Source organism: Luteimonas sp. YGD11-2, from assembly GCF_004118975.1.
Lineage (GTDB): Bacteria > Pseudomonadota > Gammaproteobacteria > Xanthomonadales > Xanthomonadaceae > Luteimonas > Luteimonas muca.
Window position 1 is genome coordinate 2,156,596 of record NZ_CP035376.1, and the last position, 23,180, is coordinate 2,179,775.

A 23,180-nucleotide genomic window follows, 5' to 3' on the forward strand; every position below is an offset into this window, starting at 1 on the left:
CTCGGCGAACGGGCGTCGGCGCTGGCCGCGCTCGGGCGCCATTGCCCATCGTGCACACCGCGGGTGTCTCGCTCCGCGGCCGCTTTGGGGCACGCCGGAGTGCAGACGTCGCTGAGGTGCTTCGTTGGGCTTCGCGCTGCCCGTCGCGCGCACCGGGGTGTGTACTCCCCCGGCCGGAGTCCACGTCCAGCTACCACGGCCGGCCCCCGGCCATCCATGGCCGGCTGGGAGCACACACCCCGGTGCACGCGACGGGCCCGGCCAATCGTGGGCGTCGGCACGGAGAGCAACAGCGGGCGCCTCCGCTCTTGCGTGCCGTTGGCGATCTGCAGACTTCGGCACTGAGATCAGGAGCGGTGCCGCGAGAGCCGAATGCCACCGACCAAGGGCTGGTTCCTGTCTTTGACTTTGATCTTCGACCAGACGCGACGACAGCTCGGTGCACGCCGCGGACGCAGGGGGATGTCCAGAGCCGGCCATGGATGGCCGGCGGCCGGATGTGGGAGCAGGACGCGGAGATATCCGGCTGGGCATCCCCCTGTGGCCGTGGCGGGCTGCCGCGCCCCGCCCAGCCGGTGCTCTGGCTCTGGCCCAGGCTTTCCGGGCGCGAAGCTCCGCGCTCGGTGGAAACCCCTAATCGCGAGTTGAACCTTTTTATCGGGGGAGCTGGCGTCACCAACGGGCAACGGCGGTTTAACAGCGGCGGGCACAGCATGGAGGGCCCGAAACCAGGAGCCCCGCCATGCCAGACCTCGCCATTGCCGTACTCGTCGGAAGCCTGCGCAAGGACTCGTTCAACCGGAAGCTCGCCGACGCATTGCCGGCACTCGCGCCCGACGGCGTGCGCTTCGACATCCAGCGCATCGACGACCTTCCGCTCTACAACCAGGACGACGACGACAACCCGCCCGAAGCGGCGACGCGCCTGAAACAGGCGATCACTTCCGCCGACGGCGTGCTGTTCGTGACGCCGGAATACAACCGCTCGGTGCCGGGCGTGCTCAAGAACGCGATCGACCATGCCTCGCGCCCCTATGGCCAGAGTGCGTTCGCAGGCAAGCCCGCCGGCATCCTTGGCGTCTCGATCGGCGCCATCGGCACCGCGTGCGCGCAACAGCACCTGCGCACCATCCTCGCCTACCTCGACATGCCGACGCTGGGCCAGCCCGAGATGTTCCTTGCCGCGGACAAGGTCCTCGAGGACGGCGGCGACATCGCCGCCGGCAGCTGCGACTTCATCCGCGGCTGGCTTGACGCCTACCTCGACTTCGTGCGCCGCCATTCCAGCTGAGCGTCACCCCCGCACGACGTGGCGATATTTTCGCCATATCGTGCGGGGCCGCAGCGGTGGTCACAATTTCGCCACATCGGGAAATCGCCCCGTGCGATGCCGCCGGGTGACCGGTGTCCCGCGCGCTTCCACAGACTTGCCCACAGGCCAGGTGGATAACTCCACGGCGCCCTCTGGACAATTCTTCGCCACCCGGCCGCGGCATCGAAACCGCAGATCCGGACGCGAAGAACGCTTGACTTGCGCAACCGGAGCAGGGTCGCCCTACTCCTCCAGCTCCGGCCGTACACGGAACACCACGCTCATGCGTGGACCCGGATCGCGCCTGGTTTTGGGGATGCCGTGTTCGTGGGTGAGCTGCGAGGCATGGCTCATGCTCAACACGCTGCCCGGCTGCAGATCGACACGCACCAGCCTGCCATCGGCGCGCGCGCGGATGTTCATCTGTCGCGGCGCGCCCAGGGACACCAGCGTGATCGGATGCCCGGGGATGAGCGTATGCAGCTTGTCGTTGTGCATCGCCACCGAGTCGCGGCCATCGCGGTAGAGGTTCAGCCCGACCGCGTTGTAGGGCGCCGGCGCCACGCTCTGCACATGGGCGAGCAGTTCCGGCAACGGCAGGCCTGCAGGTGCCGATGCCAGCCGCCACGACGCCAGCAGCCGCGGCACTTCCACCACCCGGTCGTACATCGGCCGTGACATCTGCCGCCAGGCGATGCCATCGCGCAGCGCCTCGAACCACGCCTGCGCCAGCTCCGCCGGAATCACATCCGGCCAGTAGCGGATGCCGCCCTCGGCGTCATCGACCAGCTGCAGCACCGGGGAAAACAGGTCCATGGGTCAGTGGAAATCGCGCGATGGCAGCGACAGCCCGCCCAGCAGGCCGCTGAGGTCCTCGAGATCGCCGGCGATCAGGTGCTCCACGCCATCCACGCGTTCCCAGCGACCGCGCACCGCCAGCAGGCGCGATTCCAGCAGCGCGCGACGGCGGCGCAGCGCCAGCGTCGGCCAGACGATCACGTTGATCATCCCGTCCTCGTCCTCGAGGGTGACGAAGATCGTGCCCTTGGCGGTGCCCGGGCGCTGGCGCTGGGTGACCAGCCCGGCCACGTGCACGCCGCTGCCATGACGGCGCTCGCGCAGGGCACGCAGACCGAGGATGCGGCGCTGGGTCATCTGCGCACGCAGCAGGGCCATCGGATGTTCGCGCAGGGTCAGGCCGACGCTGTGATAGTCGGCCAGCAGTTCCTCGCCACGTCGCGGCGCCGGCAGTTCCACTGCCACTTCTTCCGGGCTGCCCGGCAGCAATGGCAGGCGGCGTTCGATGCCGGCCACCGCCCAGCGCGCGGCATTGCGATGGCCCGACAGCGACCGCAGCGCATCGGCTTCGGCCAGCGCGGTGCGCGCCTTCTCGTCCAGCCCGGCGCGCAGGCACAGATCGGCGATATCGAAAAACGGCCGCTGCACGCGCGCCTCGACGATGCGCCGCGCCACCGCTTCCGGCAGCCCGGCCACCTGGCGCAGGCCGAGGCGGATCGCCGGTTGCTCGCCGCGATCGTCCTCGTTGCGCCATGGCCGTCCACCGACCAGGGTGCTGTCCCAGTCGCTGTGCATCACGTCCACCGGCAGCACTTCTACCGCCTCACGTTCCGCGCTGCCTCGGCGTGCGTCCTGCACGATCTGGCTGGGCGAGTAGAACCCCATCGGCTGCGAATTGAGCAGGCCGCAGGCGAAGGCCGCCGGCTCGTGGCGCTTGAGCCAGCAGCTGGCATAGACCAGCTTGGCGAACGAGGCCGAATGGCTCTGGGGGAAACCATACGAACCGAAGCCCTTGATCTGTTCGAAGATCTGGTCGATGAACTCCGGCGCATAACCTTTGCCTTCCATCAGTTCGCGGATGCGCACACGGTGCGGCTCCATGTCGCCGCCACGCCGCCACGCCGCCATCGAGCGCCGCATGCGGTCGGCCTCCTCGGGCGTGTAGCCGGCCAGGATCACCAGTTCCATCACCTGTTCCTGGAACAGCGGCACGCCGAGCGTTTCGCCGAGGATCGCCTGCACGTCCGGCGACGGGTACAGGATCGGCTCCTTGCCCTGCCGGCGGCGCAGGTAGGGATGCACCATCTGCCCCTGGATCGGCCCGGGCCGCACGATCGCCACCTCGATCACCAGGTCGTAGAAACGCGCAGGCTTGAGCCGCGGCAGCATCGCCATCTGCGCGCGCGATTCGATCTGGAACACGCCGACCGTATCGGCGATCTGGATCATCGCGTAGGTGTCCTTGTCATCGCCGGGAATCGTGGCGATGTCGTAGTCGCGGCCACGACGCCCGCGCACCAGGTCCAGCGTTTTGCGGATGCAGGTCAGCATGCCCAGCGCCAGGCAATCGACCTTGAGCAGCTTCATCGTCTCCAGGTCGTCCTTGTCCCACTGGATGATGGTGCGCTCGGCCATCGCCGCGTTCTCCACCGGCACCAGGTTCCACAACGGCTCGTCGGAGATGACGAAACCGCCCACGTGCTGCGACAGGTGCCGCGGATGGTCGCGCAGCTGCTCGGTGACGTAGAGCACGCGCTGGATCAGCGGATTGGCGAGATCGAAGCCGGCTTCGGTGATGCGCTGCTCCATCGGCGTGGCCCCGTTGCCCCAGCCGTAGCAGTTGGCCAGCAGGGTGATCTGGTCGGGCGGCAGGCCGAACACGCGGGCCACGTCGCGCACCGCGCTCTTGCCCCGGTAGCTGATCACCGTGGCCGCCAGCGCGGCGCGCTCACGGCCGTACTTCGCGTACACGTACTGGATGACTTCCTCGCGTCGCTCGTGCTCGAAGTCGACGTCGATATCCGGCGGCTCGTTGCGCTCCTTCGACAGGAAGCGCGCCATCAGCAGGCGGGTCTCGTCGGGATTGACCGCGGTGATGCCGAGCGCATAGCAGACCGCCGAATTCGCCGACGAGCCGCGGCCCTGGCAGAGGATCCCGCGGCCGCGCGCGAAGCGGACCACGTCGTGCACGGTGAGGAAGAACGCCTCGTAGCCGAGGCCCGCGATCAGTTCCAGTTCCTCCTCGATCGTCGCCCACACCTTCTTCGGCGTGCCTTCCGGCCAGCGTTCGCGCGCGCCTTCTTCCACCAGCTGGCGCAACCAGGTGGTGGCGGTGTGGCCATCGGGCACCAGTTCCTTCGGGTACCGGTAGGCCAGCGTGCGCAGGTCGAAGCTGCAGCGCCGGGCCAGTGCGACCGCGCAATCGAGCAGGTGATGCGGATGGATATTGCCCAGTGCGCGCCGCGTACGCAGGTGGCGTTCGCCGTTTCGGAACAGGTGCGCACCGCACTCGGCCAGCGGCAGGTTGTGACGGATTGCGGTCAGCGTGTCCTGCACGATGCGTTCGCGGCGGGTGGCCATGTGCACGTCGCCGCTGGCCAGTGCCGGCATGCCGAGTGCATCCGACACTGCCAGCAGGTCCTGCAGCCGCCGTGCATCGTCGCGTTCGCGGTGCAGCTCCACCGCCAGGTGCGTGCGTCCGTCGCCGAACACCCGCTGCAGCCAGCGGCCCTCGTCCGCGTCCGGCTCGCCCCCCGGCAGCCACAGCGCGAACACGCCCGGCGCCGTGTCGGCGAACAGCGTTTCCACGTCCGCGCGCGTCAGCCGGTAGGTGCCCTTGCCGCCGGCGCGACGGCCGGTGGTGATCAGCCTGCACAGCTGCGTGTAGCCCTGCGCGTCCTCCACCAGCAGCACGAAACGCAGGCCGTCGAGCAGCCTGAACTCGCTGCCCACGACCAGCCTGATGCCGGTCGCCTCGGAAGCTTCGAGCGCACGCACGATGCCGGCCAGTGAACATTCGTCGGTGATCGCGAGTGCCTCGTAGCCGCACTGCGCGGCGCGCGCGAACAGCTGCTCGGCACTCGATGCACCACGCAGGAACGAGAAGTCCGACAGGCAATGCAGTTCCGCATAGGCCGGCAGCCTGTCGTCCTCGCCCACCGCATCGTTGGCGGCCTGGCGCAGGCGCTGGCCGACCGCCCAGGCGCGCGGGATCTGCACTCCGGGTGTGTCGCGGCCGAGCCCGTCGAAGAGATCACCGGTCATCGCCAGCCGCCTTCATCCGAACCACCCGTGCAGCATCCAGCCGTCACGCTGGCCGGCGGGCGTATAGGCCCAGGCGCGCTGGCCGAGTGACGTCCGCACCACGTAGTAGTCGCGACGCACGTCGTCGCCATCCCACCAGCCGCTTTCCAGCCGTTCCGGGCCGTGCAGGATGTCGATGCGGCTGTCGCGCAGCGGCAGCGGCTGCGGCAGCAGCCAGCCCGGGCGTGGCGGCCGCGGCGGCGCCGCGGGCGATGCGTCCGCCTCGCCATCGACCCGCCGCCAGGCGCGTTCCGGACGTGGATCGTCGGCAGGGGCGAGCCGGTACACCGCGGCATCGCCCAGCCGGCCACGCAGGCGCTCGCGCAACTGCGGCCACGGGGTGCCCTGCTGCAGGCGCTGGTCGAACAGGTCGCGGCTGGCGGGTACGAACGGCGGCAGCGACGCGGCGTGCAGGCGCAGTGCCACCACCGGGCGCGTCACCTCCACCCGCTCCAGCCGGCTGCGCGCCACCTCGAACAGCAGCGCGGGATCGCGCTCGGGGGCGAGCAGGCCGACGTCCACCGTGGTGTGGCCCTGCTCGTGCTCGAGCCGCAGCTCGAACCGCTGCACGCCGCCATCGCGGATCGACAGCGCGGTGCACAGGTCGCCGATCATCCGCCGCAGCGGGAACAGCAACGCCATGTGGTTTTCGACCTCGTAACCCATCTCGATGCGGGCATCGAAGCGGTCCGGTGGCGCATACCAGGGCAGCGGATCGTCCGCCTCGCCATACAACCGCTGCAGATGGTCGAGCACGCCGGCACCGAAGCGGCGGCGCACGGTGTCGGTGGGCAGGCCACGCAGCGTGCCCAGCGTGCGCACGCCCATCCGGTGCAGGCGTTCGCCATCATCGCCGGGCAGCGCCGCACGCCGTACCGGCACCGGGTCGAGCACGCGCGCCATCGCATCGGCATGGGTGACGGCGAATCCGTCGCGCAGGCCGGCCAGCACCCGCGCCGCACGCGGCGTGGGTGCCAGGGCGATGCGGTGGCGGAAGCCGAGCGCGACGAGTTCCTCGCGCAGGCGACGTTCGAACCGCGGCCACGGCCCGAACAGGCGGAAGCTGGCGCGGGCCTCGAGCACGATCGCTCCCGGCCAGGCGGTGCTGACCAGCGAGCTGTGGCGATAGGCCCAGCCGGCCAGGAACTGCTGCGCCGCGGCTTCGCGCGCGGGGGCGTGCTCGACCATGGCGAAGCCGGGCAACAGCGCCTGCGCGGCGACCAGCCGCTGGCCGGGACGCAGGCCGGCAGCGGCCGCGGTGGCATTCACCGCATGCAGGCTGCGCAGCTGCGCCGGGCCGGTGACCAGCGCCAGCGGTGCGTCCGGATCAGGGCAACGGCGAAGGACGGCGTCGAGCGCCAGTTGCGGCAGGAGGATGCAGGCCCAGAGCATGATCGCGGCTCAATGCGGAAACGCGGCCAGTGGAGCCGACTGCAGTTGCAGGGGCTGGGACGGCAGCTGCCCGCCGCGGCATTTGCGTACATGCCAGGCGCCCTCGACCCATTCCAGCCGCAACGCCGCCGGCGACGGGTTGCCGGCATGGCGGCGGTCGCGCACCGCGAACGCACAGCAATCGCCGCTGTCGGCCGCCACCTGCAGCCGGCGCAGCGCACGCTCGTCGGCGCTGCGCGGCCAGCCCACCACCGCCGCGCAGGCGCCCGAACGCAGGCACTGTTCGAATGCCCACAGCGCATCGCGTGGTTCGGCCTCCACCACGTGCAACCAGGCCAGATCGACGCCTGCCGCCTGCCAGGCCGGCGCATACGGCACGTACGGCGGCGCCACCAGCACCACCGGGCTGGCAGCCGCGGTAAAGCGCGCCAGCGCCGGCAGCAGCAGTTCCAGCTCGCCCACGCCGTCGGCCGGCAGCAGCAGTTCGCTCAGCGCACGCCGCGGCCAGCCGCCCTGCGGCAGCACGGCATCGAGCGCGGCATGACCGGTGGACTCGCCATCGACCATGCGCACCGCGCTCTTGCCCGCCGGCCAGACGGTGCGGGCGGCGAGCAAGGCATCCAGGGCCAGTACTTCGCCCATGGCCTCAACCCTGCCGCAGCAGGCCGCAGAACAGCCCTTCGATGGCGAAATCCACACCCGCCAGCACGTTGATCGGCGCATGCGCCGGATTGCGTGGCAGCAGGCGCAGGCGGTCGCGCCGCTTCTCCAGCCGCTTGATGGTGATCTCGCCATCGAGCCGGGCGACCACGGTCTGGCCATCGCGGGCATCGGCACTGCGGTGCACGCCAACCAGGTCGCCATCGAGGATGCCGTCGTCGATCATCGAATCGCCCTGCACCCGCAGCAGGTAGTCCGGGCGCAGCGCGAACAGCCCGCGGTCCAGCCACAGCTGCTGGTCCAGGCCGATATCGGCGCCGATCGGCTGGCCGGCCGCCACCCGGCCCAGCACCGGCAGGGCCAGCAGGTCCGGGCGCTCGTTGGTGGCCAGGCGGATGCCGCGGGCATGGCCGGCGGCGTGTTCGATCAGCCCCGCTTCGGCCAGCGCATGCACGTGCTTCTGCGCGGCACTGCGCGAGGCGAAGCCGAACTGCGCGGCGATCTCGGCCAGGCTCGGCGGCCGGCCCTCGGCGGCCCGCTCACGCAGGAAGGCAAGGATGGCGGCACGGCGTGGAGACAATGGCGAGGACATCGGCAGGAGGGCTGAAAGCGGAACCCGAGTGTACAGATGTACACCCGCCCCTGCCTGACTTGGAAGGCAGCCTCGACGAAGCCGGGTTCGCCGACTGGCTGCGCCGCCGCCCGGTGATGCCGGCCGCGACGCCCCGGCTCAACGAAACGGGGCGCCGCCTGCCAGGACCCAGCGGCACGCACGTCAACCCCGGGTCGAAGCTCCCGTCGGCGACCGACGGGCGCAGACGCGCGGACCGCTGCCGGCCAGCGCTGTCAGTCCGACTTCCTGCGCGTACGCGCGGCCTTCTTTGCCGCGGCCTTGCGACCTGCCGAGCCCTTGGTCTTCGCCGCCTTCCTGGCTGCGGCGGAACGGTCCGCGGCGGTGCGTTTCGAGGCGGCCTTCTTCGCCTGCGTCGACAGCGCCTTCTTGCCGGCGACCTTCTTCGCGGTGGTTTTTTTGCTGGCGGTCTTGAGCGCCTTCTTCGCCGCGGTGGAACGCTTGGCCGAGGTCTTCTTCGTCGTCTTCGAAGCCTTCGTGTCCTGCGCCGCCTTCTTCTTCGTCGCCTTCGACGCGGTCTTCGACGGCTTGGCCTTGACCCCGTCCCGGCGTGCCTTGGACAGGCCGATCGCGATCGCCTGCTTGGTGTTCTTCGCGCCGTGCTTGCCTTCGCGCACGTGCTCGATTTCTTCCTTCACGTATTCGCCGGCCTGGGTGTTGGCGGACTTGCCATCGCGCTTGGCCTGCTTGGCGGCCTTGCGGGTCTTCTGTTCCGGCATGACGGGTGCTCCGGTGGCGTGGAGCGTTCGATGTAGCAACCGCGGCGTGAAGCAGGTCGCAAGGTCAGCGGCGGTACCAGTCGCGCACAACTGCGGGAAGCACGTCGTCGATGTCGATCGACAGAGCGTCGAAGGCATCGAGCTGGTCGCGCAGGCGACGCTGCGCCGGCGTGTCGCCAACCAGGCCGTCGAGTTCGTCGACCGACAGCTGCAACAGCGTCCATTCGTGCAGGCCATCGCGCCGGGCCGAGAGTGCAGCGCGCAGCCACGCCTGCAATGGCCGCACGCGGTAACCCTGCAGGGCGAGGTCACGCACCGCCGCATCGAGCAGCGTTTCGACGCCGCGGAACCATTCGGTGCCGCCACCGGCCTCCACCCGCACCGACAATGGCGCCGGTGCGTTGTGGTCACGCAACGGTGCGCGCAGCAGCAGTTCGAGATCGCGCGCATCGCGCACCGATTCGGCCTCCACCAGCACGCCGCGTTCGAGGTCGAAGAAGTCGAACCAGCGCGGATGCAACGCGGCGATACGCCCGAGCGGATCACGCGAGAAGCCGATCTTGCAGTGGTCCTCCCAGCGGCACGGGAACACATAGGCGAAGCAGCGGCCGTCGATCGGCACGCCGGCATCGACGCCGGCGCCCGGACCGGCATCGACCGGATCCATCAGCCGGTACCGCGACGACGCGGGGCCGCCGGCGCGGCCGGTGCCGGTTCCCAGCCGAACACGCTCCGCCCGCCGTAGCGGTGCGACTGCGCGCGCTCGTCGGCGAGGAAAGCATCCAGCGTCGGCCCGGTGGCGGTCGCTTCCAGCGTGCGCGACTGCGCATCCAGCCTGCGGATCGCCGCCAGCCGCTCCTCGTTGCCAAGCTTCGCCTGGCCGACCGCCTGCTTCATCACCTCGATGGTGTGGTCGAACACCTTCGTCGGCACCGGGAACGGATGCCGGTCCTTGCCGCCATGCGCCAGCGAGAACCGCGCCGGATCGGTGAACCGGCATGGAATGCCATGCACCACCTCGGCCACCAGCGCCAGCGCACGCACCGTGCGCGCCCCCACGCCGGGCACCTGCAGCAGTCCGGTGAAGTCGCGCGGGCCGGCCTCGGCAGCCGCGGCCAGATTGCCGTGCAGGCGCCGCAGCACGAGATCGCTGGCGCGCACCTCGTGGTGGTCGGGCAGCGACAGGTGCGGCAGGCCGGCAGGCGGTGATGCGGGGGCCGGTGCCGCGGGGGTGGTGTCGCCGAACAGGTCGCCGGTGACGACATCCGTGCGGCGCCGCCGGCGCACCGGCCCGGCAGCGGACGAGGCAGTCCGCGGCGAGGAATGTTCCTGCGCAGCAACCGGAGCGACGGTCGCCGCGTCCACACCCAGACGGGCGAACTCGCGGGCGATCGCATCCGGCCCCATCGCCGCCAGCAGCGTGACCTGCGCCTCGCGCGAGGCGGCCGCACGGCGATCGGCGAGATTGACGATCCGCCCCTGCCCGGGACCGTCGATCGCCGCATGCGGCGCATCGACGAAGCTCTCCAGTCCTTCCGACAGCCAGTGGTAACGCCGCGCCTGTCCACGCCCGCCGTGCATGCCCTGCTGCACCACCACCCACCTGCCGTCGTCGGCGACGATGAAACCGTGCAGGTAGAGGTCGAAGCCGTCCTGCACCGCGGCGCTGTCCACCTTGGCCACCAGCCGGCTCGTGCGCGCCAGTGCGGCACCATCGACGCCGGTGCGCTCGCCCACCGCCATCAGTTCGGCAGGGGTGCTGCGCGAATGACGGCCACGGCCGCCGCACACGTGGATGCCGAGCTCGCCCGACAGCGGCGCCAACCCACGCTTGAGCGCGCCGATCACGCTGGTGGTGATGCCGGACGAATGCCAGTCCATGCCCATCACCGCGCCGAAGCTCTGGAACCAGAACGGATGGGCGAGCCTGCGCAGCAGCTCGTCGCGGCCGTACTCGATGACGATGGCCTCGCACAACACCGCGCCCAGCCGCGTCATCCGCTGACCCAGCCACGCGGGCACACGCCCGCCGTGGAGCGGAAGATCGGCGCTGCCGGTACGTCGTGACATGCGCCGGATTCTGCGGTGCCGGCGTCTCAGTCGATGAGATCGCCGGCCGCAGATGCCGCAGCCTGCCGGCGCCCGCGCGCCACAACCGCGATCGGCGCATGCAGGGCCACCCGCTCGCTTCGGCGGGCACCGCCGCGGTCGGCGACGGCCCGCACCCGGGCTGCTGTAAGCCTCAGCCCAGCCGCTTGCGCACGATGCGGTCGAACACCGCCGCGGCCACCGGCAGCAGGTTGTCGTCGAAGCGGTAGGTCGGGTGGTGGCACATCGCGCTTTCCATCCCGAGGAACAGGTACGCGCCCGGCCAGCGTTCGAGCATGTAGCTGAAGTCGTCGGAGAACGGGAACGCGCGCAGGTCGGTTTTCACGTTGTCGGCGCCGAGCACCTCGCCCATCGCCTCGGCGGCAAGCGCGGCCTGCTCCTGCGCGTTGACGCACGGCGGGCAGTAATGCGGCAGCTGCAGGTCGATGGTGCAGCCGGACATCGCCGCGAAGCCCTCGCACAGCGTACGCAGCCGCGCGAGCAGCTGGTCGTGCACCCCGGTCGACAGCGCGCGGATGGTGCCGGCAAGCGAGGCGCTGGCGGGGATGATGTTGTGGGTGGTGCCGGCCTGCAGCATGCCGACGTTGATCAGCGCCGCTTCCATCGGGTCGATGTGGCGGCCGACGATGCCGGAGATCTCCACCGCCAGCCGCGCTGCCACCTGCAACGGATCGGTCGCCCTGTGCGGTGCCGCGGCGTGCCCGCCCACGCCCTCGATCGCGATCTCGAACACCCCCAGCGACTGCAGGGTCGCGCCCGTGCGCACGCTGCCCTCGCCGAAGCCCAGCAGCGGCATGTTGTGGAAGGCGTAGACCTCGTCGCAGTGGAAGCGCCCGAACAGGCCGTCGTCGATCATCCGGATCGCGCCACGGCCGCCTTCTTCCGCCGGCTGGAACACCAGCACCACGCGCCCGGTCTTCGGCGGATGCGCGACCAGGTGGCGCGCGGTGCCCAGCAGCGCCGCGGTGTGGCCGTCGTGCCCGCAGGTGTGGGCGACGCCGGGCCGCTGCGAGCGGAACGGAAGATCGTTCTGCTCGTCCATCGGCAGCGCATCCATGTCCGCGCGCAGGCCGATCGATGGCCCGGGCACGCCGCTGTCGATCACCGCCACCATGCCGGTACCCCCGAGGCCGCGATGCACCTCGAGGCCAAGCGATTCCAGCACTTCGGCCACCAGCGCCGAGGTGCGCGCCTCCTCGAAGCCGAGCTCCGGCCAGGCATGGATACGCTGGCGCCACTGCGCCATCTCGGGCGCAAGCGCCTGCAATTCGGGGGAAATGGTCGACATCACGGCACCACGCAGAGGGGGCCCGCGATGGGACCAGAGCGGGCACGCACTGTCAAAGCCGCATGCCGCCATCACCGCGCGCCATGGGAACCGCACGCGGCCGGAACGCCACGCGCCGGTCGAAAGCCACCGTCAGAAACGACGAAGCCGCCTTGCGGCGGCTCCGGTCGTTCAACCCGCCTGATGGGGTCAGGCGCTCTGCGGCATGCCCTGCGGCGAGGACGCACGCTTCGGCCGGCTCGGGAACGCATGGCGGGTGATCCGCCACAGCACCTCGCCGAATTGCCGCGGCAGCGAACCGACGTCGTAGGGCTGGCCATAGCGCTTGCAGATTTCGCGCACTTCCTTGGACATCTCGCGATAGCGGTGCGCGGGCACGTCCGGGTAGAAGTGATGCTCGATCTGGTGGCTGAGGTTGCCGGTCAGCAGGTTCATCACCGGGCCGCCGCCGATGTTCGACGAACCGCGCAGCTGGCGCAGGTACCAGTGGCCACGCGATTCGTTGCGCAGCACCTGCTTGGGGAAGGTCTCCATGTCGGCGGTGAAATGGCCGCAGAAGATCACCACGAAGGTCCACACGTTGCGGATGCCGTTGGCGACCAGGTTGCCCAGCAGCACCGGCAGGAAGAACGGACCGGCCAGCGCCGGGAACAGCACGTAGTCCTTGAGCAGCTGGCGGCCCATCTTGCGGCCGACCGGCTTGAATTCGCGCCGGATCTTGGCGCGCGCGCCCTTGCCGCCGAACAGGCGGCCGACCTTGAGCTCCTGGATCGCAACGCCCCACTGGAACAGCAGCGCGAACACCGGAACGATCAGCGGCTGGAACAGGTGGTACGGCTTCCAGCGCTGTTCCGGGAACACGCGCAGCAGGCCGTAGCCGATGTCGTCGTCCATGCCGCGCACGTTGGTATAGGTGTGGTGGCGGTAGTTGTGCGAATGCCGCCAGTTGTCCGACGTCGCCACGATGTCCCACTCGTAGGTGCGGCTGTCGAACTGCGGGTCGTTCATGAAGTCGTACTGGCCGTGGATCACGTTGTGGCCGACTTCCATGTTCTCCATGATCTTCGACAGCGCCAGCAGCAGCACGCCGACGATGCACGCCGGCCACAGCAGCCACGGCACGAACGCCCCGCCTATCGCACCCACCATCAGCAGCGCGCGACCACCGAAGCCGGTGTAGCGCACCCAGCGCACCACCTTGCGGATGTAGTCGGCGTCCACCTTGCCGACGTCGGCCATGGTGCGGGTATGGAGCGCGTCGAGCTCGGCACCGAAGGCGTCGAGCTGCTGTTCGCTGAGGCGTACTGCTTTGGTCTTGGACATGTCGTTCCGCATTTCAGAGATCGAGGACGAGGTCGGTCAGCGCACTGTTCACGCACAGCTTCAGCGCGTGCGTCGGCTCTTCGCCGGCGCTGCCGGTGCGCAGGTCGCGCACGGCGCCGGCGGACTTGCCGCAGGCGCAGGTGTTGCAGATGCCCATCCGGCAGCCGGAGCGTGGCTTGAGGCCTTCGGCTTCCAGCGCGTCGAGCAGGGCCACGCCACGCGGCAGCTGCAGTTCGCGCCCGCTGCGCGCCAGGCGCACCGACACCGTGCCGGTATCGTCGGCAGGCGGGCGCGGCAGGGGCGTAAACGCCTCGGTGCGCAGCAGCGGCACGCGGCCGTCCAGCAGCGTCTCCACGGTGGCGATGAAACCGCCGGGGCCGCAGGCGTAGGTCTGGCGGCCGGCATGGTCGGCCACCACGGCGTCCAGCAGCGCGGCGTCGATGCGCCCGCCGGCCTCGTCGCCGGCCGCCGGCATTTCACCGGTGAGCACGAAACGCACGTCGAAGCCGGCATGGCGGGCGGCCAGTGCACGCAGTTCGTCGGCAAAGCAGAACTCGGCGCGGGTACGCGCCCAGTACAGCAGGGTCACCGGGGCGGGCATGCCCTGCGCGGCCAGCTGGCGTACCAGCGCCATCAGCGGGGTGATGCCGCTGCCGGCGGCAAGCAGCAACCACGGCGTGGTGGTGTTGGCCGGCACCAGCAGCTCGCCAAAGCCCGGCCCGATGTCGAGCACATCACCGATCCGCGCCGGATTCAGCAGGTGGCGACTCATCCGGCCGCCCTCCACGCCCTTTACCGTCACGCTGATGCGGCCATCGGCATGCACCGGCGCATCCAGGCTGTAGCTGCGGGTCACGCGGATGCCATCGATGACGGCCGTCAGGTTGACGTGCTGGCCCGGCAGTGCGCCCGCCCAGTGGCGGTTCGGCTTGAGCACCAGGGTCACCGCGCCGGCAGCCGCGGGCGCATGGCCGACGATACGTGCCAGCGGGCGCTCCCAGGTCCAGGTCGGATGCAGGCGCTGGGCCCAGAAATCGAACACCGGCGGTGGCATGAAGGCACCGGCCACCTGGGTCAGGCGACTGCGGCGGGCTTTCTGGCTGAGGAGGGCTGACATGGGAGCGAATGTACACGCATCCTTACAGGCGTGTATACACGTGTGCATTAAATGCGGGGAGGGTCACAACCGGGATTCAGGCAGGTGATCGCGCGTTGTCACGGGCTGCTGCATGCCCGGCGTCGGACCATACGGTGAGGCACTGCTATGCTCACGCCTCGTCCGTCACCCTGGCAGCCCGTGTCCGTGAGCACTCCAGCGCCTGCAGGCGTCGAGGCCGCCGCCCCCGACGGCCCCGGCCGCAAGCCGACCATCACCCGCGATGATCTCATCGCCGCCGCCCTGCGCCTGCTCGGTCCGCACCGCAGCGTGTCGACGCTGAGCCTGCGCGAGATCGCCCGCGAGGCCGGAATCGCCCCCAACAGCTTCTACCGCCAGTTCCACGACATGGACGAACTGGCCGTGGCGCTGATCGACGTGGCCGGTGAATCGCTGCGCCGGATCATCGGTGATGCGCGCAAGCGCGCCGTGTCAGGGCGCAGCATCGTGCGCGGGTCGCTGGAAATCTTCATGGAGCGGCTGCGCGCCGACGACAAGCTGCTGCATGCGCTGCTGCGCGAGGGCACGGTCGGCTCGGATGCCTACAAGCGTGCGGTGGACCGCCAGCTGCACTTCTTCGCCGAGGAACTGCAGGCCGATCTGGTCCGCATCGCCGCCGCGCAGGGGGCGCGCTTCCACCGCCCGGACCTCGTCGCCCGGGCGATCACCCGGCTGGTGTTCGCCATGGGCGGCACCGCGCTGGATTCGCCACCGGCGCAGGACGAGGTGCTGGTGGAGGAACTGGCGCAGATGATCCGCATGCTGCTGCGCGGCGCGCAGGCCCTGAGCCGCGAATAGCAACGGGCGCTCCAGCGCGCAGGCCGCTGCCAGCAGGACACCCGGATACGCGGACAGCGGCGCCGGCGGTCGCCGCGGGCCACGCCGCACACTGACTGGGGCTGGCCGGCGGCGCCGTATGATGACCACCCCGCCCTCGCACCGAGCCGCCATGCCCCTGATCGAGACCATCGCCCACGACCGCATCCGCGAACTGCGCCTGGCGCGCCCGCCGGTCAATGCGCTCGATCCCTTGCTGTGCGATGAACTGGTGCTCGCGATCGAGACCGCGGTGGCCGATGGCGCCGACGGCCTGGTGCTGTCCGGCGGGCCGAAGGTGTTCTCCGCCGGCCTCGACGTGCCCTACCTGCTCTCGGTGCAGGACGACCGCCACGTGCTGCGCGCCGCCTGGGACAGCTTCTTCAATGCCGCCTATGCGCTGGCGGCCTGCCCGGTCCCGGTGATCGCCGCGATCGGTGGCCATGCCCCGGCCGGTGGCTGCGTGCTCGCCCTGTGCTGCGACGCGCGGATCATGGCCGCCGGCCCCTATTCGATCGGTCTCAACGAGACCCAGGTCGGCCTGCGCATGCCGGTCGGCGTGCTGCGGCTGATGCAGCGCACCGTGGGCCAGCGCCAGGCCGAGCGCCTGGTGGTGCCCGGGCTGATGCTGGACGCCGAGCAGGCGCTGGCCATCGGCCTGGTCGACGAGGTCGTCGGGGTCGACGAGGTCGTGACCCGCGCGGTCATCCGGCTGCAGGCGCTGGCTGCCTTGCCGCGCACGCCGATGCTGGCGACGCGTGCGCTCACCCGTGCCGATCTCGTCGAGGCGATGTCGCCCGCGGCGCTGGAACTCGACGCGATGATCGACGCCTGGTTCGACCCGGATCCGCAGGCGGCGCTGCATGCGCTGGTGGCGCGGCTGGGCAAGCGCTGACCCGAAGTCCTTCGACTGCGGGCGTCGTCAACCACGTTCGCGGCGCCCGGGGTCCCCGCAGCAGCAGGGCGCAGCGCGGATGCCGCGCGCAATGGCGGTCAGGCGCCGGTGGCAACCGGCCGCGCAGGATCCTCGATCCAGCCACTCCATGAGCCGCCGTACAGGCGCGCGCCCTCGAGGCCGGCATGCGCCATCGCCAGCAGGTGATGGCAGGCGGTCACCCCGGAGCCGCACATCGCCACCATCTCCCCGGCACCGCGTGCGCCGAGCAGTGATTCGAACTCCCGGCGCAGTTCCGCAGCCGGCTTGAAGCGGCCATCGCGCAGGTTCTGCGCGTAGGGGCGGTTGACCGCGCCGGGCACGTGGCCGGCGACGCGATCGATCGGTTCGACCTCGCCGCGGAAGCGTTCGCCCGCGCGTGCATCCACCAGCAGGCCACCCGACGCGAGATGCGCCTGCACGCCCGCAGCTTCGAGCGGGGGCATCCGCCAGGACAGCGACCGGACGACGACCGGCGCCGGTACCGGTTGATCGCCCGTGACCGGCAATCCCAGTGCCTGCCAGCGTGCCCAGCCGCCATCCAGCACCGCCACCCGAGCGAAGCCCGCGGCACGCAGCAGGCACCACAGCCGCGCGGCGAAGGCGCCGTCGCCATCGTCGTAGGCGACCACCTGATGGTCGGCATCGACGCCCCAGCCGGCGAGCGTGTCCGCGAACGCCGATGCCGATGGCCACGGATGCCGGCCTTTCCCGGGGGCGTGCGGCCCGGACAGGTCGCGGTCGAGATGCGCATATCGCGCACCGGGCACGTGGCTGCGCTGCCACGCGGCTTCGCCCGCGTCCGGATCCGGGAGCGCGAAGCGGCAATCCACGACCACCACCTCGGGCCGGCCAAGGGCCGTATGCAGCTCCTCGCAATCCACCAGCGTGGTCCACACCGGCGTACTCATGCCGCGGCCTCCCGCAGCGCTGCCAGCCGCTCGCGCAGGTTGAACAGGATCGATGCGGTCGCGCCCCAGATGCGGTGCGGCGTGCACAGCGGGTCGCTGCGGAACTGCAGCACCTGCCGTTCGCGGCCGCGGTACTCGATGGCGATGCGCTCGAGGCTGGTCTCGGCCAGCAGCCAGGCCAGCGGCACTTCGAACACCTCGGCGACCTCGCCCGGATCGGGCCGTGCGATGAAATCCGGGCTGATGCGCGCCACCGCCGGCAGCACGCGGAAGCCGCTGACCGTCAGCAGCGGGTCGAGGAAGCCCAGCGGTTCGACCTGGCTGGCGGCAAGGCCGATCTCCTCGGCCGCCTCGCGCAGCGCCGCGGCCAGTGAATCGGCGTCCGCGGGCTCGACGCGGCCGCCGGGAAAGCTCACCTGGCCGGGGTGGTGGCGCAGGTTCTCGTTGCGCAGCGTCAGCACCACGCGCAACCCATCGTCGCGGCCCACCAGGCCCACCAGCACGCCGGCCTGGGCGTGCACGCGCGCGTCCGGCAGCAGATCGTGCAGTTCGTCGAGATTCCAGCCCTCGCCGGTGGGCGGGTGCCGCAGCGGGTGCAGCACCCGCGCGATTCCCTCCAGCGTCGGGCCCGCCATGGTCACGTCCGCTGCGCCTCGCGCTCGGGCAGCACCACGTCCATGAAGTGCTGGCGCTCGGCCTCGCCCATCTGCGCCCAGCGGGTGATCTCGTCGATGCTGCGATGGCAGCCGTCGCACAGACCGGCAGCGTCGAGCGTGCACACGCCGATACAGGGCGTGAGCACCGGGCGCAATGGCATGTAGGCGGTCATGCCGGACATTGTATTGGCGCGACGGTGAATCCGCAGGCGCCTGGATACAGGGCTGCAGCGTTCGCGGCGCATCCGCGTCACCAACAGAAACGCCGCCCGGAGGCGGCGTGCTGTTGAGGCGGCGTGCTGCTATTGCGTGGTGCGGACGACGATCAGTTGATGCTCACCAGCTTGACGTCGAACACGACTGCCTGGTTCGGGCCGATCGGCGACTGCGGCGAGTTGCCGTAGGCCTTCTCCGGCGGCATCACGATTTCCCAGCGCGCGCCGGTCGGCATCTGCGCCAGTGCCTCGCGCAGGCCCACGAGCGGGATCTGGTCCATGCGCACGCTCACCGGGCCGGCCTGCTGGCCTTCCTGGGCGACCGAAGTGTCGACGAAGGTCTGGCCGGTCGACAGGCTGCCCTTGTAGTTGATCGACACTTCGCTGTTCGGGGTCGGCTTGGCGCCACTGCCGGCCTCGATCACGCGGTACTGCACGCCGCCGGCCAGCGACTGCACGCCGGCCTTGGCGCGGTTCTGCGCAAGGAAGGCATCGCTGCGGGTCTTGTTCTCGCCGGCGACGCGCTCGAACTCGGCGCGGGCCTTGGCCAGCTGGCGCTGCTGCATGTTCTCGACCGCACTGCGCAGCTGGTCGACCGGCACGGTGGGATCGCGGCGTGCGTAGCCGTCCTGCAGCGCCTTGATGACGGTATCGACGTTGACCTGCTCGCCGCTCTCGATCAGGTTGCGGCCCAGGTCGTAACCGAGCGCGTAGCTCAGCCGTCCCTGCTCCGACGAGGTGTCCTGGGCGACGGCGGCGCCGGCGGTCAGGGTCAGTGCCGCCAGGGAAGCGGCCAGCAAACGCAACTTCATTCGGTGGATCTCCGAGAATTTTTCCGGTTTGAGTCGTTCCCGACGGCACGCCCCGGGGGCGCGCGGAGGAACGGGTTAGGATAACGACCGCCGGGCTTAACTGCCACTGACGGCGTCCCTCCGACAAGCCCCCCGGGTGGTGAGTTCCCCGGAGGCGCGGAGCCGTTCACGCATGACACCACATTTCGACCTCCGGAAACGAATCGCATGACCGAATCCCTGCTCCTGGTTGCCGACGACGGCGCCGTGCGCACCCTGACCATCAACCGGCCGGACAAGCTCAACGCGCTCAACGCCGCCACTCTCGACGCCCTGCTGGTCGCCTTCGAGGATGCTGCCGAGAACCCCGCGGTGCGCACTGTGGTGCTGACCGGCGCCGGGCCCAAGGCGTTCGTCGCCGGGGCCGACATCGCCGAGATGGCCGACCTGCCGCCGGTTGCCGGGCGCGATTTCTCGCAGCGCGGCCAGCGCCTGATGCGGCGTATCGAGACCTTCCCCAAGCCGGTCGTGGCGATGGTCAACGGCTTCGCGCTGGGCGGCGGGCTGGAGCTGGCGATGGCCTGCCACCTGCGCATCGGTGCCGACACCGCGAAGGTCGGCCAGCCCGAGATCAACCTTGGCCTGGTGCCGGGTTTCGGCGGCACCCAGCGTCTGCTGCGCCTCGCCGGCCGTGCTGCGACCCTCGAGCTGTGCCTGACCGGCACACCGATCGATGCCGCGCGCGCGCAGGCACTGGGCATCCTCACCCGCGTGGTGCCGGCGGATGAATTGGCCGCCGCCACCCGCACGCTGGCGGCGCAGCTGGCCGCGGCGGCGCCGCTGGCGCTGCGCGCGATCCTCGACTGCGTGCACGTCGGCGGCGAGTGCGCGATGAGCGAAGGCCTCGAGTACGAGACCGCGCAGTTCGGGCTGATGTTCGCCACCGAGGACATGCGCGAAGGCACCCGCGCCTTCCTCGAGCGCCGCAAGCCGGACTTCAGCGGGCGCTGAAAGCCATGCACGCGCCCGACCCGCACCGACTGCTCGCGCTGCTGGCCACCGACGACGTCGACGCGGCCATCGAGGCGGGCCTGGCCGAGCTGACCGATTCAGAGCTGGCCGATGCCGGGCTCGCCGGGCTGGCAGCGGCGGACGCGGCCCGGCTGCGCGAGGCGCGCGACCGCCTGCACGCGGCCTGGGCCGCGCGCGAACGCTATCGCGCGCGCAACGAACGCCTGGCGCGCCGCGCCGCCGAACGCGAGGCACGGCGCCAGGCCGCGCTGGCGCCGCCAAAAGCCGCCACGCCGAGCGCGCGGCCCGCCCTGCCGGCCGCCGCCGCGGCCGCACTGGCCCGTGCGCGCAGCCGTGCGCAGCGCCCCGCCGACTCCTGATCCATATGCCCGAACGCAATTCACCGCGGCGCCGCGGCCGCACGCTGACCCGCGCCGAGATCCACGAGATGTTCGAGCGGCTGTCTGCACTGAATCCGAAGCCGACCACCGAGCTCGAATACAGCTCGCCGTTCGAGCTGCTGGTGGCGGTGACGCTGTCGGCACAGTCCACCGACGTCGGCGTCAACAAGGCCACGCGCCGGCTGTTCCCTGTCGCCAATACCCCGGCGGCGATCCTGGCGCTGGGCGAGGACGGGCTGAAGCGCTACATCTCCACCATCGGTCTCTACAACGCCAAGGCGAAGAACGTGATCGCCGCCTGCCGGATGCTCGTGGAGCAGCACGGCGGCGAGGTACCGCGTGATCGCGCATCGCTGGAGGCGCTGCCGGGGGTGGGCCGCAAGACCGCCAACGTCGTACTCAACACCGCCTTCGGCGAGCCGACCATGGCGGTCGACACGCATATCTTCCGGGTCTCCAACCGCACGGGCCTGGCGCCAGGAAAGAACGTACGTGAGGTCGAGGACGGGTTGCTCAAGCGCATCCCGAAGCAGTTCCTGCACGACGCCCACCACTGGCTGATCCTGCACGGCCGCTACGTCTGCAAGGCACGCAGGCCGGAATGCCCGGCCTGCGTGATCCGCGATCTCTGCCGCTACCCCGACAAGACGCTCCTCTGACCGTACGCCAGAAGGGTGTACCCCATGACCCCGGCGATGCTCAGCGTGCGTCGAACGCCAGAGGCGTCACCGGGCGCGCAACCGGGTCCAGCGGCAGCACCGTCTTGCTCGAATACAGCCGTGCCTCGGGGCCGCTCCACGCGCAATGGGTCGCGGTGGAACCCGCACCGAGGAAGCAGACCGGCCACAGCACGGTGCCCTCCACCGGGCGGGCGTCGACCAGTTCCGGCGAGAAGCGCCACTCGGTCGCGGCGCTGCGCGCTGCAGCAGCCATCCTGCGGCTGACGTTTCCATGCACGCTGTCCACCTCGGAGGAGCGCACGTGGCCGTCGGCGCCGATGTTGAGCCTCAACACCACCGCTCCCTGGCGACCCTCACGCTGCTCGCGCACCGGATACTCCGGTTGCGTGAGACGCTGCGGCGCCGGACCTGTGGTCGCCGAGACCAGTTCCGGACCGTTCGCTCCGGGCGAAACGACCAGGCGCAGATAGGTACGCACGCTGCTGTCCTGCCCATTCCCGGAACGGCTGTCGGTGGTGAACAGCCAGGTTTTGATCCGGTCGGCGAACTCCGCGCCGAGGGCGTCGCCACCGGCGCCGACCGGCACGACCTCCTGCACCCGGCCGTCGGCATCGAGCTGCACCGCATAGGTATGGACCTGCTGTTCGCTCCAGGCGTCCCGTTCCGTGGCGACCACCGCCTGCGTCGCAGCGCCCAACGCCAGAACGCCGGCGAATCCGAGCAAGGAATTCTTCATTTCAGCCCCTCGAGTGTGTGACAGGGACATGTCACACCACGCCAGCGGCCGCAATGATGACAATGCAATGACACACCCGGACGGGTCCGACCAGTGGTCGAATTCTGCTGACAGGCGGTCGGAAATCCGTGCAGACCTTTCCGGTCTTGTTGCCTTGCAGCAGTGAGGTGCGACTGCGCGGACCACGCGGCTGCAGGGGTCCGATGGTCCGGAACGCCTCAGACGTGCCGGCTCTCGCGCAACCACTTGGTCGCCACCCACTTTTCCCCGCCCAGCACCGGCGCACCGCCGTGCAGGCTGCGCGTCATGGGATGCGGACGGTCGTAACTGAAGAAGACCGCATTGCCCCGGATCGCCGCGACTTCGAACTGGACATCGGGAAATGTGGTGGCGCCGCCCCGCGCCGGGGTGTTGAGGTACATCACAAGGGTCGCCACGCGCTGGCCGCCCCGTGCCAGCGTGGACCGGTTGCCCGGGCGGTCCGGATCGAAATAGTCGTAGTGCGGCTTGTACTCCGCGCCCACGCCGTAATTCAGTAGCTGGATGCCCTCGCCGTGCTCCAGCGGCCATTCGGTGAGCGCGGCGATCCGCGCTTCGATCGTGCGCAGCAACGCGTTCTCTCCGCGTTGCAGGAACAGACCCCGGCTGGTGCGGTCCGGATGGACCTGGTCGCGCCCGGTCTCGGGGTCGAGCGTGGGCGAACGCTGCACGCGGCCGCGCGCGAGTTCGATCAGGGCATCGCACTCGCCGTCGGAGAGCAGCCCGCCGAACACCACCACGTGCGGATGTACGAGGTGGGCGAGTACCTGCACGCAGCGGTCGCCGGCATCGATCTGCGACGCGCCATTCCACGCCACCGGCGCAGGCACGCGCGCAGGCGCGGGAAGCCCGGCGTCACGTGCATGCCTGGCGAGGTGGTGGCGCACCGCGCTGTCGATGGCGTCGATCGCCACCTGCTCCTCCCAGCCGCGGGTCATCAGTGCCGCGACCACGGCTTCGGGAGACTGGCCCGCACCCACCTGCGCGAGGATCCAGTCGTCGAGCTCGGGGCCGGTGTGGTGCAGGTCCATGGGATCGATCTCCGGTTGCCATCGCGGCCGCACGGACAGCATGCGCGTCGCGCAAGCCTGCACTGCGTCCATGACGGTACGAAGAAAAAAAGATCGGGGGACCGGGCTGGCGACGAGGGGCCCCTCGCCCGGCACGACCCATCGCAATAACGCAAGAAAAGCGTCACACAACGCATCTATAACTTTTCTCCGATCTTCACCGGGGAACGGGGGCCGCGGCCGATGGCAGCGCCCCTACTCCTGCGTCGACACCCCTGTCTAACTTCTC

Annotated in this window: 20 protein-coding genes and 2 pseudogenes; 6 read left to right on the plus strand and 16 right to left on the minus strand. The window is 70.3% G+C overall.

Annotation, left to right across the window (positions count from 1 at the left end):
* Positions 1-742 precede the first annotated feature (742 nt).
* Positions 743-1,291, plus strand: coding sequence for an NAD(P)H-dependent oxidoreductase (locus ERL55_RS09750; RefSeq protein ID WP_129136252.1), 549 nt, complete (start codon positions 743-745; stop codon positions 1,289-1,291).
* Between the two features lie 264 nt (positions 1,292-1,555).
* On the opposite strand, the gene ERL55_RS09755 is transcribed toward ERL55_RS09750, so the two are convergent.
* The 11 genes and pseudogenes from ERL55_RS09755 to ERL55_RS09805 all read right to left on the minus strand — a co-directional run bounded on the left by ERL55_RS09755 (position 1,556) and on the right by ERL55_RS09805 (position 14,652).
* A complete protein-coding gene (locus ERL55_RS09755; RefSeq protein ID WP_129136253.1) occupies positions 1,556-2,128 on the minus strand; it encodes an alpha-ketoglutarate-dependent dioxygenase AlkB in 573 nt (190 codons plus the stop codon).
* A 3-nt stretch (positions 2,129-2,131) separates the two neighbouring features.
* A complete protein-coding gene (locus ERL55_RS09760; protein WP_164972174.1) occupies positions 2,132-5,374 on the minus strand; it encodes an error-prone DNA polymerase in 3,243 nt (1,080 codons plus the stop codon).
* Positions 5,375-5,386: 12 nt separating this feature from the next.
* Positions 5,387-6,805 carry a DNA polymerase Y family protein gene (locus tag ERL55_RS09765; RefSeq protein WP_129136254.1) on the minus strand — a complete coding sequence of 473 codons (1,419 nt, stop codon included), beginning with the start codon at positions 6,803-6,805 and terminating at the stop codon, positions 5,387-5,389.
* A 9-nt stretch (positions 6,806-6,814) separates the two neighbouring features.
* Positions 6,815-7,447 (minus strand): translesion DNA synthesis-associated protein ImuA, encoded by a 633-nt coding sequence (gene imuA, locus ERL55_RS09770; protein WP_164972175.1) that lies wholly within the window; start codon positions 7,445-7,447, stop codon positions 6,815-6,817.
* Between the two features lie 4 nt (positions 7,448-7,451).
* On the minus strand, positions 7,452-8,057 hold the full coding sequence (gene lexA / locus ERL55_RS09775) for a transcriptional repressor LexA (protein WP_129136255.1): 606 nt from the start codon (positions 8,055-8,057) through the stop codon (positions 7,452-7,454).
* Positions 8,058-8,311: 254 nt separating this feature from the next.
* A complete protein-coding gene (locus ERL55_RS09780; protein WP_129136256.1) occupies positions 8,312-8,815 on the minus strand; it encodes a DNA-binding protein in 504 nt (167 codons plus the stop codon).
* A 64-nt stretch (positions 8,816-8,879) separates the two neighbouring features.
* Positions 8,880-9,469, minus strand: a pseudogene (locus ERL55_RS09785) (GIY-YIG nuclease family protein).
* Between the two features lie 12 nt (positions 9,470-9,481).
* Positions 9,482-10,885 (minus strand): DUF763 domain-containing protein, encoded by a 1,404-nt coding sequence (locus ERL55_RS09790; RefSeq protein ID WP_129136258.1) that lies wholly within the window; start codon positions 10,883-10,885, stop codon positions 9,482-9,484.
* A 172-nt stretch (positions 10,886-11,057) separates the two neighbouring features.
* Positions 11,058-12,212, minus strand: coding sequence for an amidohydrolase (locus ERL55_RS09795; protein ID WP_129136259.1), 1,155 nt, complete (start codon positions 12,210-12,212; stop codon positions 11,058-11,060).
* A 189-nt stretch (positions 12,213-12,401) separates the two neighbouring features.
* Positions 12,402-13,535, minus strand: a complete 1,134-nt coding sequence (locus tag ERL55_RS09800) for an acyl-CoA desaturase (protein WP_129136260.1) — start codon at positions 13,533-13,535, stop codon at positions 12,402-12,404.
* A gap of 13 nt (positions 13,536-13,548) precedes the next feature.
* A complete protein-coding gene (locus ERL55_RS09805; RefSeq protein ID WP_129136261.1) occupies positions 13,549-14,652 on the minus strand; it encodes a ferredoxin reductase in 1,104 nt (367 codons plus the stop codon).
* 186 nt (positions 14,653-14,838) lie between these two features.
* Between ERL55_RS09805 and fabR the strand changes: the two genes are divergently transcribed.
* Together fabR and ERL55_RS09815 are read left to right on the plus strand one after the other, a co-directional pair.
* Positions 14,839-15,489 carry an HTH-type transcriptional repressor FabR gene (fabR, locus tag ERL55_RS09810; protein WP_241685745.1) on the plus strand — a complete coding sequence of 217 codons (651 nt, stop codon included), beginning with the start codon at positions 14,839-14,841 and terminating at the stop codon, positions 15,487-15,489.
* Between the two features lie 151 nt (positions 15,490-15,640).
* Positions 15,641-16,402: an enoyl-CoA hydratase/isomerase family protein gene (locus tag ERL55_RS09815; RefSeq protein ID WP_129136263.1), complete on the plus strand. Its 762-nt coding sequence runs from the start codon at positions 15,641-15,643 to the stop codon at positions 16,400-16,402.
* 98 nt (positions 16,403-16,500) lie between these two features.
* On the opposite strand, the gene ERL55_RS09820 is transcribed toward ERL55_RS09815, so the two are convergent.
* From ERL55_RS09820 to ERL55_RS09830, 3 genes and pseudogenes are all read right to left on the minus strand, one after another.
* Positions 16,501-17,352: a sulfurtransferase gene (locus tag ERL55_RS09820; RefSeq protein ID WP_129136264.1), complete on the minus strand. Its 852-nt coding sequence runs from the start codon at positions 17,350-17,352 to the stop codon at positions 16,501-16,503.
* Positions 17,349-18,190, minus strand: a pseudogene (locus ERL55_RS09825) (DUF1289 domain-containing protein). Before ERL55_RS09825 ends, ERL55_RS09820 begins: the two are co-directional and overlap by 4 nt.
* 143 nt (positions 18,191-18,333) lie before the next feature.
* Positions 18,334-19,035 (minus strand): FKBP-type peptidyl-prolyl cis-trans isomerase N-terminal domain-containing protein, encoded by a 702-nt coding sequence (locus ERL55_RS09830; protein ID WP_129136265.1) that lies wholly within the window; start codon positions 19,033-19,035, stop codon positions 18,334-18,336.
* Between the two features lie 207 nt (positions 19,036-19,242).
* Between ERL55_RS09830 and ERL55_RS09835 the strand changes: the two genes are divergently transcribed.
* Genes ERL55_RS09835 through nth form a run of 3 tightly spaced genes read left to right on the plus strand, consistent with a single transcriptional unit; the run spans position 19,243 to position 21,085 of the window.
* Entirely contained in the window at positions 19,243-20,025 is a 783-nt protein-coding gene (locus ERL55_RS09835; RefSeq protein WP_129136266.1) for an enoyl-CoA hydratase-related protein, read from the plus strand.
* 5 nt (positions 20,026-20,030) lie between these two features.
* On the plus strand, positions 20,031-20,405 hold the full coding sequence (locus ERL55_RS09840; protein WP_129136267.1) for a hypothetical protein: 375 nt from the start codon (positions 20,031-20,033) through the stop codon (positions 20,403-20,405).
* 5 nt (positions 20,406-20,410) lie between these two features.
* Complete coding sequence (gene nth / locus ERL55_RS09845; RefSeq protein WP_129136268.1) at positions 20,411-21,085, plus strand: endonuclease III; 675 nt, start codon at positions 20,411-20,413, stop codon at positions 21,083-21,085.
* A 40-nt stretch (positions 21,086-21,125) separates the two neighbouring features.
* Here the strand turns inward: nth and ERL55_RS09850 are convergent, their stop codons facing one another.
* Together ERL55_RS09850 and ERL55_RS09855 are read right to left on the minus strand one after the other, a co-directional pair.
* A complete protein-coding gene (locus tag ERL55_RS09850) occupies positions 21,126-21,842 on the minus strand; it encodes a TonB family protein (RefSeq protein WP_129136269.1) in 717 nt (238 codons plus the stop codon).
* A 218-nt stretch (positions 21,843-22,060) separates the two neighbouring features.
* Positions 22,061-22,912, minus strand: a complete 852-nt coding sequence (locus tag ERL55_RS09855) for a 2OG-Fe(II) oxygenase (RefSeq protein WP_129136270.1) — start codon at positions 22,910-22,912, stop codon at positions 22,061-22,063.
* Between the last annotated feature and the right edge of the window lie 268 nt (positions 22,913-23,180).